The sequence below is a fragment of the Polyangiaceae bacterium genome, from assembly GCA_016715885.1.
In the GTDB taxonomy this organism is placed as follows: domain Bacteria; phylum Myxococcota_A; class Polyangia; order Polyangiales; family Polyangiaceae; genus Polyangium.
Genome location: JADJXL010000015.1, coordinates 113754 through 127160 on the forward strand (window position 1 = coordinate 113754; position 13407 = coordinate 127160).

The 13407-nt window shown below is 61.0% G+C and carries 13 protein-coding genes; 6 read left to right on the plus strand and 7 right to left on the minus strand.

Annotation, left to right across the window (positions count from 1 at the left end):
- The first annotated feature begins 26 nt into the window (after positions 1–26).
- Positions 27–311, plus strand: coding sequence for a hypothetical protein (locus tag IPM54_13960; GenBank protein MBK9260909.1), 285 nt, complete (start codon positions 27–29; stop codon positions 309–311).
- A 34-nt stretch (positions 312–345) separates the two neighbouring features.
- Here the strand turns inward: IPM54_13960 and IPM54_13965 are convergent, their stop codons facing one another.
- The 3 genes from IPM54_13965 to tatA form a co-directional block, all read right to left on the minus strand.
- Positions 346–849 (minus strand): TerB family tellurite resistance protein, encoded by a 504-nt coding sequence (locus IPM54_13965; GenBank protein ID MBK9260910.1) that lies wholly within the window; start codon positions 847–849, stop codon positions 346–348.
- A 60-nt stretch (positions 850–909) separates the two neighbouring features.
- Positions 910–4059: a PDZ domain-containing protein gene (locus IPM54_13970; GenBank protein MBK9260911.1), complete on the minus strand. Its 3150-nt coding sequence runs from the start codon at positions 4057–4059 to the stop codon at positions 910–912.
- 99 nt (positions 4060–4158) lie between these two features.
- Positions 4159–4371: a twin-arginine translocase TatA/TatE family subunit gene (gene tatA, locus IPM54_13975; GenBank protein ID MBK9260912.1), complete on the minus strand. Its 213-nt coding sequence runs from the start codon at positions 4369–4371 to the stop codon at positions 4159–4161.
- 199 nt (positions 4372–4570) lie between these two features.
- Between tatA and IPM54_13980 the strand changes: the two genes are divergently transcribed.
- Entirely contained in the window at positions 4571–5854 is a 1284-nt protein-coding gene (locus IPM54_13980) for an adenylosuccinate synthase (GenBank protein MBK9260913.1), read from the plus strand.
- Positions 5855–6111: 257 nt separating this feature from the next.
- Here the strand turns inward: IPM54_13980 and IPM54_13985 are convergent, their stop codons facing one another.
- Entirely contained in the window at positions 6112–6291 is a 180-nt protein-coding gene (locus tag IPM54_13985; protein ID MBK9260914.1) for a hypothetical protein, read from the minus strand.
- 124 nt (positions 6292–6415) lie between these two features.
- Between IPM54_13985 and IPM54_13990 the strand changes: the two genes are divergently transcribed.
- The 3 genes from IPM54_13990 to IPM54_14000 are packed head-to-tail and all read left to right on the plus strand — an operon-like array spanning position 6416 to position 9506.
- Complete coding sequence (locus IPM54_13990) at positions 6416–7363, plus strand: tetratricopeptide repeat protein (protein ID MBK9260915.1); 948 nt, start codon at positions 6416–6418, stop codon at positions 7361–7363.
- A complete protein-coding gene (locus tag IPM54_13995; GenBank protein MBK9260916.1) occupies positions 7360–8385 on the plus strand; it encodes a tetratricopeptide repeat protein in 1026 nt (341 codons plus the stop codon). Before IPM54_13990 ends, IPM54_13995 begins: the two co-directional genes overlap by 4 nt.
- A 20-nt stretch (positions 8386–8405) precedes the next feature.
- Positions 8406–9506, plus strand: coding sequence for a hypothetical protein (locus IPM54_14000; protein ID MBK9260917.1), 1101 nt, complete (start codon positions 8406–8408; stop codon positions 9504–9506).
- Here IPM54_14000 and IPM54_14005 read toward each other — a convergent pair.
- Positions 9503–10996, minus strand: a complete 1494-nt coding sequence (locus IPM54_14005) for a hypothetical protein (GenBank protein MBK9260918.1) — start codon at positions 10994–10996, stop codon at positions 9503–9505. The genes IPM54_14000 and IPM54_14005 overlap by 4 nt on opposite strands.
- Positions 10997–11101: 105 nt before the next feature.
- Between IPM54_14005 and IPM54_14010 the strand changes: the two genes are divergently transcribed.
- The gene (locus IPM54_14010) at positions 11102–11764 is read left to right on the plus strand and encodes a glycosyltransferase family 2 protein (protein ID MBK9260919.1); all 663 of its coding nucleotides are present in this window, start codon (positions 11102–11104) and stop codon (positions 11762–11764) included.
- Position 11765: 1 nt separating this feature from the next.
- On the opposite strand, the gene IPM54_14015 is transcribed toward IPM54_14010, so the two are convergent.
- Together IPM54_14015 and IPM54_14020 are read right to left on the minus strand one after the other, a co-directional pair.
- Complete coding sequence (locus IPM54_14015; GenBank protein ID MBK9260920.1) at positions 11766–12425, minus strand: PIG-L family deacetylase; 660 nt, start codon at positions 12423–12425, stop codon at positions 11766–11768.
- Positions 12422–13360: an NAD-dependent epimerase/dehydratase family protein gene (locus IPM54_14020; GenBank protein MBK9260921.1), complete on the minus strand. Its 939-nt coding sequence runs from the start codon at positions 13358–13360 to the stop codon at positions 12422–12424. The genes IPM54_14015 and IPM54_14020 overlap by 4 nt, the downstream gene beginning before the upstream one ends.
- Positions 13361–13407: the final 47 nt, after the last annotated feature.

Here is a 13407-nt window from a genome sequence, read left to right on the forward strand (position 1 = left end):
AGGCTCGCCGTAAGGGGAGGTCGCGTATGGAACAGAGCGCCGAAACACCCGACGAGCCCGCAAACCAAGAAACACCCGCACACGGCGACGTCGTGCGAACACGTGACGAAGGCCCCGATCCCGTCATCGGTGCGGGCCTCGTGCTCTTCGGCATCTTCGTCATGGGCCTCGGAGGCTCGCGCGAGTGGCACTACGTGTTCAATGCCGGCACGCTCGTCGCCATCGTCGGCGCCGCAGTGTTCGTCCTGTTCGTCGCTCTTTCAGCGATGAAACAACGTTCGTCCGACGACGCCAACCGCCAAGGCACCTGATCGTCCGGACAACCGGACCATCCTCCCTACCCGCTCACGACGTCTCGTTCTCGGCTGCCACGTTCTCGGCTGCCGCGATCTCTTCCGCCGGCACCGCGAGATCCAACGCAACCTGCCGCAGTTCAGCACGTTCGGCCGGCGTGAGTTTGCCGTCGGCTGCGGCAACTTTTGCAAGAAGCCGAATCACCTCGACACGCTCACGCCCATCGCAAATCGCCTTCAGCTCACGCACGCAAAGCGCACGCTCCTCTTCGGTCAGCTCTGAAACTTTGCCCTCGAGCCCGCGTGCAACTGCATCGATGTCCGCCGGCTTGAGCCCGTGGATGTGCGTGAGCAACTCACGAATCGCCTGCTCTTCGCGCTCGGTAAAACGCCCATCGGCGCTGGCCACCTGCACCAAAAGCGCCACGACCGCCGCGATGTACCGCAGCACGACACTCTCGTCGTCAGGCAAAGCTCGACGCAGCTCCGCAAGAAGCGCATCGAGATTGGGATACGTGCCTCCTTGCTTCAGGCCGAGCCAAGCGAGCAGTCCCACGTCGAGAAAATACCAGATCTAGGGGTTGATGGGGGGGTTGTGAGGGGTGACGAGGGTGAATCAATCCTCGGGGATTTCTGCACCAGGCTCGCCGAGCCATTCGGCCACGGGATCATCCGTCTTCGGCGTCTTTAGAATCGCGCCATCGGCCGCATCTTTGCGAATGATGACCGTGCGACGCGTGATGGTGTCCTGATTCTCGCGAGCTACGACGGTGACGACATTGACGCCAGGACGAAGCGGCGCATCGAAGTCGAACGTCGTCTTCTTGGGGTCTGCGCCGTCGCGGTTCGACTTGTAGTAGAGCTTCCGCGATCCTACGAACACGTACAAATCGAGAAGTCTCTCGCCGTCGGACGCCATGCCCGAGATCTTCACCTTGTCGTCACGCGTCGCGAGCGCCGCAGCGGAGATCTCGAGCGTCGGAGGAGCTTTCGTGTACACGTCGTCGAAACCCGGCGAAGCTGCAGGCGTTCCGCCGGGCGACATCTGCGCGGCCGGGACAAACGCGAATCGAGAATTCCCAAGGTCGACCTTGTAGAAGTCGTTGGTTTTGCCCTGGATCGCCACCGATTCGCCTGCTCGCAAACGACCGAACACCATCGACGATGCATCCGGTGATGCTTGCAGCGTGGCGCCTTCGGGCCCCGCCTTGAGCGTACCGGTGGCCTTGGCGATCGCAACCGTGCTCGCCACGGGAATCTTGACCTTCTCCGTCGCGTACTCGCGCAAATCACGGTCTCCAACAGACAAACTGAGTGACGCTTCGCTGTCCTGAAGCTGCGGCTGAACATCGAACGTGAACACGACGTTGCGCACGTCGCCAGGGTTCATGTTCGAGATGTCGAACCGACCTGCTCGAAGAAGCAGCCCCTCGCCCGAGAGGTTCGAGATATTTGCTTGGGTGTCAAACGATCGACCTTTGCCGACGTTCTTGACCGTGAGGTACATCGACACGGCTTCGCCACGTTGAATGCGCCCGTCGCCGTTTCCTCCGCGGTCATCCGCGAGCTGATAGGCGTACTGGAACAGCGGTCGCTCGAGCGCTTTGACGGTCGGGCGAATTTCGACCGGCGCGGGTTCGAAACCACCCGCCGCTTCGAACTTCACACGCACACCATCGCTTCGCGTGAGCGCATCCATGGGGATCTTGCAGACGCGTTTTTGATTGGCCGAACGAGGCTTCGTCGTACCTGCCTTGCGTCCTTCGATCTCGCACCAACCAAGCGGCGCTTTCGCGGTCTTGCTTTGGCCTGGCGCGATTTTGCCGAAAATGAGCTCCTTCGAACCGAGATAACCGTTGTCGCTGTCGGTCGTCCCGCGCAGTCGATAAAGAGGCTGCTTGCCGTTGTTTTTCACGGTCACCGAAAGCGTCATCGGTTCGCCCGCGACGACTTCGTCGTTCGGACGATCCGTCGCGATCTTCACTTCGAGCTCGCTCTTTTGCGGGCCCGCAGCATCTGCCGGTGCATCGGCCCAATCGACGCCGAGCTTTTGCAGTTCGGTAGCGACCTTGCCGAGCTCGTCTTTGCGCGTCTGCTCGATGAAGTCCTTGACCGATTCGATCTGCGCCGAACGGGACTGCGAAGGCGGAGCTTTCGTCACGAAGTCCCGGGCAAACCGAATGGGGAAGTCGACGCGGAACTCGTCGTCGATGTCACCACCACGTTCACGCATCTCTTCACGCTCGGCGCTCGTGAGCTGATAACGCACGACCTCCATCGGCTTCGATGCAGTCGACGCTTTGCCGTTCGTCAGATGCGCCGACAGATCTCGCTCGCGCAAGCCGTCCTTCTGCATCGTCAGATCCATCTCGAGCTCGTCGACGGTCATCGGATCGAGCTCGATATCCGGCGTCACACCAACGCCTTGAATCGACACATCGCCGGGCGTGAGGTACTGGGCGATCGTCAGTTTCAGCGCAGCTTTTTCGGGCGTTACATCCGGAAAAACCAACTGCACGCTGCCCTTGCCGAACGTCGTCGCACCGACGATGACGGCGCGATCGTGATTCTTGAGCGCGCCCGCGACGATCTCGCTCGCGCTTGCAGAGCTGCCGTTCACGAGCACCGCGATGGGATACGGAGGCTCGGTGCCCGGGCCATGAGCTTTCTTTTCGTCGCGACCTTCGGACGCGCCGACGGTGGACACGAGCACACCGTTCGCAATGAACTTGTCGGCAACGCGCGTGGCCTGATCGAGCAATCCACCGGGGTTGCCACGCAGATCGAGCACCAGGCCCTTGAGCGCACCTTTCGCTCGCAAGTCGGTCAGGGCAATCTCGAGCTCGGTGGTCGTCGTGGCTTGGAAGTTCTTGATGCGCACGTAGCCGATGCCGCCCTCGAGCGCGCGCGATTCGACCGAACGAACCTTGATGATTTCTCGTACGAGCTCGAACGGTTTCGCCGTCTGCCATCCACCCTCGCCATCACGCGTGACCCACACGGTCACCTTCGTGTCGGGGTCGCCGCGAAGTCTCCGTACGGCGTCGTCGAGCGGCATGTTGAGCGTCGACTCGTTGTTGATCTTGACGATGCGATCGAAGCGCTTGATGCCCGCGCGTCCTGCAGGCGTATCGGGCATCGGGTTGATGACCGTGAGGATTTGATCGCGGATGGAGATCACGATGCCGAGGCCGCCGAAGTGGCCCGACGTCGACACGTTCATCTCTTTGTACGCCTCGGGGCTCAGGAAAACCGAGTGCGGATCGAGCGTGTGCAGCATGCCGTTGCACGCCGCGTACTCGACCTCGCGCAAGTCCACTTCCGATCCGCGAAGGCTTGTCTGGAGAAACGCGAAAATTTCGCGCAGCCGTGCCGAAACGTCCCAAGGACCTTGCACGTTGTCGACGCGGAATTTCTTCTCTTTGTTTTCGACGCGTACGGTGACTTCGTCCGTACCGTCTTGCGTGATGATGACCTGAGCGACGTCGCGCTGAACGTAATTGAGCGACGACAGGAGCATCTCCTTCGGTTTGACGCGTCCAGGTTCGACGTACTTGTCACGAATGAGCTTGAGCGTTTCATTGACGGCTTCGAGGCGCGTGAGGTCGTAGGGGGCCTTTGCTGATGGGCTTCCCGAGGTGACGGCGAGGGCAGGCTCGAAGCCGCGCCACAAGCCACCGGCGCCGAACTGTGCCGCGAAAAACGCAGCGATGACAAACGACGCGAGGACGATGCCGACCTTCCCAAGGCGCTCGAAGATCTTCATGGTGTTGGTCTGGAGTATAGACGCAGAGCGAGCCGCGTCGACGTGGAGGGGCAACGTAGAGAAAGTTGGGCTCTTTGAAAAATTGCCAGGCGGGCTGTCCTAGGTGGACGATTTCTCGCCGCCCTCGCCGCTTTCGTCTTCTTTTTTCGGAAGTTGCTTGGGCGGTTCGGAGTCGGAATCTTTGATGCCCTTTTTGAAGTTGCGGATTCCTTCGCCCAGGCCTTTGCCGATGTCGGCGATGCGTCCGGCTCCAAAAAGGAGCAAGGCGACGCCGAGGATGAGAAGCAGTTCGGTGATGCTCAATCGACCCATGATGGGCTCGCTCCTGCGAGGAGAAGGCGCCCCGCGTTCTTTATCGACACGTACCACCCCGAAAGGGCTCCGGCAATGGAAGCTCTACCGCGAGCATGCGATCATGCGCGAGAACACGAAGCGCGGCTCTTGGGTGGGACGAGTGGCGCGAGTGTACTAACGTGCACGCGCTATCGAGCCGAGCACGAGAGGAGTCTGGATGAGTGCGGTGGTGATTGTCGGCGCGCAGTGGGGCGACGAAGGAAAAGGGAAGATCATCGACATTTACACGGAGCGGGCGGACGTCGTCGTGCGTTTTGCCGGTGGGCCGAATGCTGGCCACACGCTCGTGGTCGGTGACGAGAAAATCGTCTTGCGCCTCGTTCCGAGCGGCATCCTGCGCCCGAATGCGCGCTGCGTGATGGCGCAAGGCATGGTCGTCGATCCTGCCGTGGTCATGAGTGAAATCGATGCGCTCGAAGCGCGCGGGTACTCGACGAAAGGGCGACTTTTCATGTCGGACCTGGCGCACCTGGTGCTGCCGTACCACCGGCTCGTCGATGGGCTGCGCGAGTCGTCATCGAACGGCACGCAGAAGATCGGCACGACGAAACGAGGCATCGGGCCTTGTTACGAAGACAAAGCGGCGCGTCGAGGCATCCGGATCGGAGACTTGCAAGACTTCGCGGTGCTCGAAGAAAAGCTTGCATATGCGGCGTCCGCGTGGGCTCCGATCGTGCAGACGCTGGGCGGCGAGATGCCCGACGTGGCTGCCATGATGGCGGAGCTTCGCGAGCTTGCGCCGCGGATCTTGCCGTTTGTCACGGACACGGCGGGGCTCATCGACAAGGCGATCAAGCAAGGTGCGCGTGTGCTCTTCGAGGGAGCTCAAGGTACGCTGCTCGATCTGGATCACGGGACGTACCCGTTTGTCACGTCCTCATCGGCCGTGGCAGGTGGAGCGTGCGTGGGTGCGGGCGTTGGGCCGACGCGTATCAATCGCGTGATTGGAATCACGAAGGGATATGCAACGCGCGTCGGTGAAGGGCCATTTCCAACGGAGCTCAATGACGAGCTCGGGGAACGAATTCGAGTTGCGGGAGGCGAATTCGGGTCGGTGACGGGGCGGCCGCGACGCACGGGGTTTTTGGACTTGCCCGCATTGCGATATGCGGCGCGCGTCAATGGCCTGGATGGGCTCGCGGTAACAAAACTCGATGTATTGACGGGCCTCGATAAAATCAAAATATGCGTGGCATACGACACACCCGAGGGGCGGACTTCGGAATTGCCGATTCGGCAAATAGGAAACGTTCGTCCGGTGTACGAAGAGCTCAAAGGATGGCGCGAATCGTTGTCGTCGGCGCGATCGATGCAAGCCTTGCCGAAAGCGGCATGTGATTACGTGGCATTCCTCGAAAGAGCCGTGGGCGTACCGGTGTATTTGGTATCGGTTGGGCCGAGGCGCGACGAGACGATCATCGTGAAGGATGCGTTTGGGTGACGCGCGTCCCATTCGAAGCGCAATGACACAGCCCCCTGCGCACTCGCCCACTCCAACGACCCCCTTGATCCCAACTCCGATCTGATCCTGCATCGCGCGGATCGTACCCCGAAGATCGCGCGGGACAAACCGCGCACGGGACAAACCTGCAAATTGTTGGAGGACAAAATGAAAACGCGCCTGCTCTTCGCGAGCAGACGCGTTCATGCTCGTTCGATGAACGAGCGCTGCATGGAGCTGTTACGAGCCGTCAGCGATCAGGTTTGCTGACGTGCACCGAGCGCCTGAAGTGCGCCACCGACGCCACCCATGATCATCCCGCCGAAGAAGAACAGGATCCACGCTGCAAAAGGCACGGCGTCTTTGAAGGACCAAAACATCCCGATGATGGGAAACGCTGCCGCAATGTAGGTGAGGATGTTTCCAGCAGACTGCATGGACCAAGCCTTTCTCGAACGAGTGAGGAGTACCGAACGCGGGGACGGATTGTTGATCAGCTCCGCGCACGGTGTCAACTGATTCCATCACGGGCATCTGCTCGCAGCGTGGTATGCTCGCCGCGTGCTGCCCGGCGCTGCCATCGTTTCGCTGCTCCTCTCCTCGCCGACGCTCCTGCCGAACCAAGGCACGAGTCTCGCGACCGCAGCAGCAGCATCGGGACGGCCGCGGGAGTGCATGTCCACGGTGCGTGGGGGTTTGTCTCGACGACCCACCATCTGGCAACTCGCTCGCACCCCCGAGCTTGGGCGCTACTGCGACCTCGTCGCGCGCGCCAAGTCACAACTCACGACGGATCCCACCGCCGCCGCTGCGTCGGCCAAAGCTGCCGATACGGCACTTCCTGGTCGTGCAGCTCCACGCGTGCTCCTCGCCCGAGCGGCTTTTGCGCTTGGCAAAGTCGACGACGCAGCGAAGCACTTCGAAGCTGCGCGAGCCATCGATGCGCGCAGTGTGGAAGATCCACCCACGATGCACGATCTCGCAGAGGTTCTGCGGAAAACGGGCAAGCTCGACGATGCCTTGGCCGTCTACCGTGCGCTCGTGCCGCGCATCGATCTGCTTGCTTCGGCGGACCGTCGCGTATCGGTGTTGCTCGAAGCGGCGCACGTGTCGATGGCCGTCGCCACGCGAACGCGCCCCGCCGCTGGATCGCGCCCTTCGCTCGATGAAGCCATCGCGTACCTTCGTGAAGCACGGCAGCGCCCGCCCACGGCGCTCGTGAACGACGTGCTCGCATCGCTCGCCCTCGCGCTCGATCGAAGCGGAGATCGCGTGCAAGCCGACGCGGTGCTCGCCGATGCGCGTGCCCTTCAACTTCGAGCTGGTTCGCCGCCGTATCTCGTGGCAGCCGAAGACAAAGTTTGCCTAGACGCACTCATCGCGGCACCGGTGGATGCGGCGAAGCTTTGGGAAGCGTATCTCGCGGGTCCCGGAGGCAAGGGGCCGTGGGCAGCCGCAGCTCGCGCGCGACTCGATGCAGCCAAAAAGCCGGGAAAGGCGAAACCATGAAGCGAGAAGTGCACCGGATCGCGCTCATGGTGGCCGTGCTTTCGGGCGTTTGTCTTGGAAGCATCACGGCATCCAGCGCTGCGCCATCGGTATGGGAGCGGGCGCGACGGCCCAACGCTGCTGCTCGTGAGGCGCTCGTCGAGAAAGCCGATCACGCCCTCAACAAGGGCGAAATGGAGAAGGATCGGGCCGAGCTTTTTGGCTTGTTGTTTGGCGCCGATGCCGCTCGTCTCGGCAAGATCGAAGCGCGATTCATGCTGGAAGAAGCGGGAGGTGCAAACAGCCCGAACATGACCGTGCGCTTGCGTTACGCGGGCATTCTGCGCAGCATGGCGAACGATCAAAAACCGCTGAATCGAAATGGCATCGAATCTGCGGCGAAGATCATCACGACGGTGCTCGCGAGCCGCCCTGCACCGGCCATGGCGCTGCTCGCGTGGAACGAATTGGCGCTCTGTCACGCGCTGCTCGGTCAGCGCGAACAAGAAATACATGCGTACACCGAAGCGCTAGCGCTCGAGCCGGTAGGTCCCCGCCGCGCCATGCTGCTTGCCAATCGCGCCGAATCGTACATGGGTCTCGGGCGCCTCGATGATGCCATTCGCGGTTATCGGGAATCGCTGGGTTCGATTCTATTCATCGACATGTACCGGTTTGGCGTGACGACATTATGGGGCCTTGCGGTGGCGCTCGACCGTAATGGCGACGTCGAGGACGCGCTCGAGCACATCAAGCTCGCGCGTACGTACGACAAGCTCGACGAGCGAATCAAAGACGATTCATGGTTTTATTCGCCCCCGCACGACGAGCATTGGTACAAAGCGCTCGGGTATTGGGCCAAAGCTCGTGCGGAGACGAATTCCATCGACAGAGCGTTCGAATACGGGCACGCGCTCGAGGCATGGGAGCGGTACATCGACCGCGCACCAGCCAATGATCCCTATTTGGCGCTTGCCAAGGTGCGTCGTCGAGCGTGCGAAATCGAGCGCGAGCGGAAGGCTCACTCGGCGCCCAAGCCTTGATCGAGCCACGGAGGTATTGGTTGACGCCCGATTCGCTGTTCGATCAACCGGTGGCTTGGTCGGGCCGGCCCAAAGTCGTCGTGTGTCCGCCGCTTTATCGTATTGCGGCCGTCGTCATGGGCGTGATCTCGGCCATTGCGACGGCATCTGCGGTCGTCGTCGCAATGGCGCTCGGGCATAGTCCCGGGTCGCAACTTGCATTTGCCGTCTGGTCGGCACTGCTTGCCGTTGCATTGGCTCGCGGACCGAAATGGTGGCTCGAGGACTTCGAATACGTCGTGACCGATAGGCTCGTATGGATCAAACGCGGCCAATTTCGGCGCACGATGGATCGATCGGCCATTAGTTACGCACGTATTCATTGGGATCCGAATCACCCTGGAGTTGGCGACTTGGAGCTCGTGCGAGCGGTGCCGACCGGAGCGCTTCGGCGTCGCTTGTCCATCGTGCTGACGGGCGTCGTCGCACCGGATCGCATTTGGGCCATCATTCGAGGTATCACGCCGGCAACGCCTGCGGGAGATGGCGAACGCCTGCTCGCCCAGAGGCTCGACGACGGTGAACGTGTGCTCTGGTCGGGCCATCCACCCGATCATTGGGGCAAATGGATTCCCACGAATTCGCGAGCGATCGCGGGGTTTGTCCTAGGCCTGCTCATGGCGTTTGCATCCGTCTTCATTTCGATCCGAGCCGTGCACGCGGTGCGTACCGTGGCCAAAGGCGGGATGGAGCCGTATTCGATCCAATTTTTCGCCCTCGTCACGTCGCTCGTGCTGACCATATTTCTCATGGCTGGAGCCGCGATCTTCGTCATGTACGCGTCGGTCATTCGTCCCGCGCGTCTGCAATCGGAAACGCGGTATTGGGTTACGGATCGCCGCGTGCTCATTCAATGCGGTGATCACGAATTGCATCTGGAACGCACGCATATCGTCGACGTCATCGACAGCCCGACACCGGGCGGGATGGTCGATCTATTCTTCGTTCTCGATGGCCCTCGTGCTCGAGCATTTGCTTCGAGCGGAGCTTTTGGAGAGCGCGACATCGAAGGGCTGCAGCCGGTATTTCACCGCATTGCGCGGGAGGATGCCGAAACCGTGCGTGGCCTTCTGAAAGGCTAATCGGGCAAGTCGATCTCGACGATGCCCGCATTCGATGTCGCGATGAGCCTGCGTGCATCACGACTGAGCACGACCGTGCGCACGAACCTTCCCGCAAACCACTCTGCAATGGTCTTTCCCGTGCTCAGATCGACCGCCCCGACCTTTCCCGTCAAGTAATGTCCGAGATACAATCGATGTCGCTTGCGATCGTACGCGACCGAGCGCACGCCCATTCCCGTGTAGAACGTGCGCAGCACGCTTCCTGAGTCGTAATCGATTTCATGCAGTATGCCGAGGCTCGCGATGGCCGCATAAGCTCGCCGATTCGCCGGATCCCAATCGCATCCCCAGGAAAAACCAAACCACATCCATGGCGCTTCATTCGATGGCGCGAGTGGTCTCAGACGAAAAGGATCCGTGGCGAATGCGACGGCCGCAAAGGCGTGGCCATCGATGGTTTTGATCGGCCCCACGGCAAAACAACACACGCCTTCGCGCCGAACGGGATCAAAATGCGTATCTCCCGGAATGATGGGAGCAAACATGGGCTCGAGTGGCTCCAGCGTCGAGGCGCGGAACGGATACACGAAGTCCGCGTCGTCATTGAATACTCCGACGATATCCCCAATAGGATCATGAAATAATTCACCCGATAGAATGTCGAGCTCGCGCTCGGCCAAGACGCGCAGCGGATGACTTCTTGCCACCGCATAAATCCGGCCTCCTCGACGCCCACCTTCGCGCACGGGACCCCAATTGGCGACGAAAAACCTATCGAGCGGTTCCGATTCAGCCATTCCTTGCGAAGTGCCCACGCCCGTACATGTCGGGGGGCTCGAGCCATTCCGTGGAGACGTGCAAATCGATCCGGAAAAACGCCCCGGAGCTGGCATCGCGTTGCTCACCGTCGGATTGCGCATTTGCGTCGTGAATAGGTACGACGCGCCGTCGGGTGATTCGGACACGTGCCGTGGAAACCGTGCAATGGGAATCGCTTCGTCTCCAATGCATGGTGTATCGATCGTGGGAATCGAAATTTTCACCTCGGATTGTGCCGCTACCGCACGCCAATCTTCACAACGAATACGCGTCTCCTCCGTCCTCCAACCCCAAAGGCATGCCGCAATGACCACGCCCATGGGCAAGACGAAGGGCACTTCCACCCGTTTCCAGCTCGGCCCGTGCGTCAGAACGGCCGCAAACCCAAATGCAACGACGAGCGCCCACACGGGCCATCGAATCGTCCAATACAGCGCTTCCCCAAACGCCAGCAATTCGTATGTCCACAAAGCATACGCGGCAAACACGACGAAGAGCCCCACGAGACGCAAGCGACGGCGCTCGGTCCGTGAAGCCACGAATGCGGCCGTCACGAGAGCGGCGGCCACGGTGGGAACGGGCCACGGCGCGTCCGTCAGCAGGAACGTGAATCCCAAAAGCGCGCCCGCGAAAAATGCTACCAGCGTCGCTGCCAACTGTGCGCGATGGGTCGGCAGAGGCCGGAACATCCATGCGCGTATTCGCTCGGTGTATGAATTCGAGGGACGCGTCAAACTAAGGCTCGGTGTGCGAGGACAAACCGCCTACGAGGCTGGCAAGGTATGAATGTTTCGGTGATTTTAGCGGCATACGACGAAGCAGGCACCATCGAGCAGATCGTGCATGGCTGTCGCGAGCATACGCCGAACCTGCACGAGATCATCGTGGTCGACGATGGTTCGAAAGACGAAACCGCACGCCTCGCGGAACGAGCCGGCGCTCGCGTCATCCGGTTGTCTCGGAACGGAGGCAAGGGCGTCGCGATTCGCCGAGGCATCGCCGAAGCATCGGGAGACATTCTGCTGTTCATGGACGCCGATGGGCAAGACGATCCGCGCGAAATCCCTCTCTTGCTCGAAGCATTTGCTCCAGACGTCGACATGGTCGTGGGATCTCGGTTCCTCGGTCGGTTCGGCAACGGAGCCATCACTCCGCTCAATCGTCTCGGCAACCAAGGCCTCACGGAAGTGGTCAACTTGCTCTTCGGCGCACGACTCACGGACACCCAAGCAGGCTTTCGCGCAGTGCGAAAGGCGGCGGCGGAGCGAGCACGCCTCACGGCAACTCGATACGACATCGAGGTCGATCTCTTGTTGTCGGTGCTGCGTTCAGGCGGTCGAGTCGTGGACGTACCGGTGACTCGAATGCGGCGATCTCACGGAGCGTCGCACCTGGATTCGTTCCGCGATGGAACGCGGATTCTCATTCGCATTTTGCGCAAACGATTCGACGTTTGATCTAACGAACGATGATTCGTGAGAGCACGAAAAACGCTTCGGCTGCACGTTCGCGCACCTGCGATCCGCGAAGCGTCGCAAGCGCCTGCACGACATGGTCATCGAAGTACGGCCTACCCCCGAACTGCTGCGAAACATAACTCGACACGAGGTGCACCTTGGCTTCGACGTCTTGAGGTTCCAAAGGGACGTACACTTCGAGTCGCCCTTCGCCGAGATCGTTGTTTGGAAATTCTCCGGCGAGCACCGTCGCGTGAGCTTTGAACACGCGCGTAGCTTCACGAGCAACTTGCTGATGATCCTGGTTCGTGTCGTGAAGCGGGTGCGTCACGACCAACTCGTAGTCGTCTCTCAACGCTTCGAGTGCTGCATAAATGCGCCCTCGCTCGGCCTCGAATGCGCCGCTACACGCCGGTAGGACAAACCCTGTGTGATCGGCGATGACGCAGTTCGTGCGTGCGGCAAGCCAGCCAATGTTCGCTCGAAACTCCGCGCGCGCACGCGCTGCCGTTGCATCGTCGACCATGCCGCGGTGATCGCTGAACACGAGCACTCCGACGCGCGTGCCCGTTCGACATGCGCGTGACCAAAGACCACCCGCGAGAAGCTCGATGTCATCGCAGTGCGCGCCGACGAATAGAATGCTGCCCGGAAGCTTCATGCCGGCTTACGCGAGACGAACCCCGCCTCGTAAAGCCATGAAGCGGCTCGCGGCAAACCGCTCTCGATGTTCGTCGCGCATGCGCCCGGAAAGTGCTGCTGTAGCGCCGTCACATCGGCGACTCGACGAACGACCGTGTCCCATGTGCGCGCGGGTTTGACGCACAGATGCGACTCGTTCAGGTCGAACTGCTCGAGGATGCGCCGCGCGAGGAGGGCAATCGGGGTTTCGTGCCCCGTGCCCACGTTGAGGGTTTTTCCTTCCGCTCGATGCGCTTCGATGAGCACGTCGATCACATCGTCCACGTAGGTGAAGTCGCGAGTTGCTCCATCACCAAGGACCTCGATCGCGCCTCCGGGACGGTCGAGCGCGGCGATCATGTTGGGAATCGCATTGCGATAAATCCCCGGCGGATCGCCTGGTCCGTACACGTTGAAGAGCCGAAAAACCACCGACGGCAAGCCGCTTGCCTGCACGTATTGTTCGCCGAGTCGCTTCGTCGTCGCGTATGGCGTGCTGGGAAAAAGAGGCCCGTCTTCACGAAACGGAAGAGGCGCAGGACCGTACGAAGATGAAGAACCGGTGTAGACGAAGAGACCGCAGCCTACGCGCTTGGCGTAGGCGAGCGTGTTGAGCGTACCCTCGGCGTTTGTCCGGACGTCCAACGTCGGTTGAGCAAGGGATCGCGCGTTCGCAAAGGATGCAGCGAGGTGATAGATGCGATCGTAGGGGCCTTCGGGCAGCGCATCGAGATCCTCGGGCATGCGGATGTCGCAGTGGAAAAAACGCACGCGTGAAAGCGTCGAACCGAGCAGCGCCGTCGAATGATGCATCGACAGGTTGTCGGCGATCACCACATCGTGGCCATGTTCGACGAGCACACGCGCGAGGTTCGATCCGATGAAACCTGCACCGCCGGTGATGAGAACTCGCACTCGCTTTCGTCCTCGGTCGCGATTGTAAAACCGCACCTACACTGGCA

Excerpts from the sequence above, each read along its gene's own strand:
- IPM54_13970 (MBK9260911.1), bottom strand. The coding sequence starts at position 4,059 with ATGAAGATCTTCGAGCGCCTTGGGAAGGTCGGCATCGTCCTCGCGTCG.
- IPM54_13995 (MBK9260916.1), top strand. The coding sequence starts at position 7,360 with ATGAAGCGAGAAGTGCACCGGATCGCGCTCATGGTGGCCGTGCTTTCG.
- tatA (MBK9260912.1), bottom strand. The coding sequence starts at position 4,371 with ATGGGTCGATTGAGCATCACCGAACTGCTTCTCATCCTCGGCGTCGCC.
- IPM54_13985 (MBK9260914.1), bottom strand. The coding sequence starts at position 6,291 with ATGCAGTCTGCTGGAAACATCCTCACCTACATTGCGGCAGCGTTTCCC.
- IPM54_13960 (MBK9260909.1), top strand. The coding sequence starts at position 27 with ATGGAACAGAGCGCCGAAACACCCGACGAGCCCGCAAACCAAGAAACA.
- IPM54_14015 (MBK9260920.1), bottom strand. The coding sequence starts at position 12,425 with ATGAAGCTTCCGGGCAGCATTCTATTCGTCGGCGCGCACTGCGATGAC.
- IPM54_13980 (MBK9260913.1), top strand. The coding sequence starts at position 4,571 with ATGAGTGCGGTGGTGATTGTCGGCGCGCAGTGGGGCGACGAAGGAAAA.
- IPM54_14005 (MBK9260918.1), bottom strand. The coding sequence starts at position 10,996 with ATGTTCCGGCCTCTGCCGACCCATCGCGCACAGTTGGCAGCGACGCTG.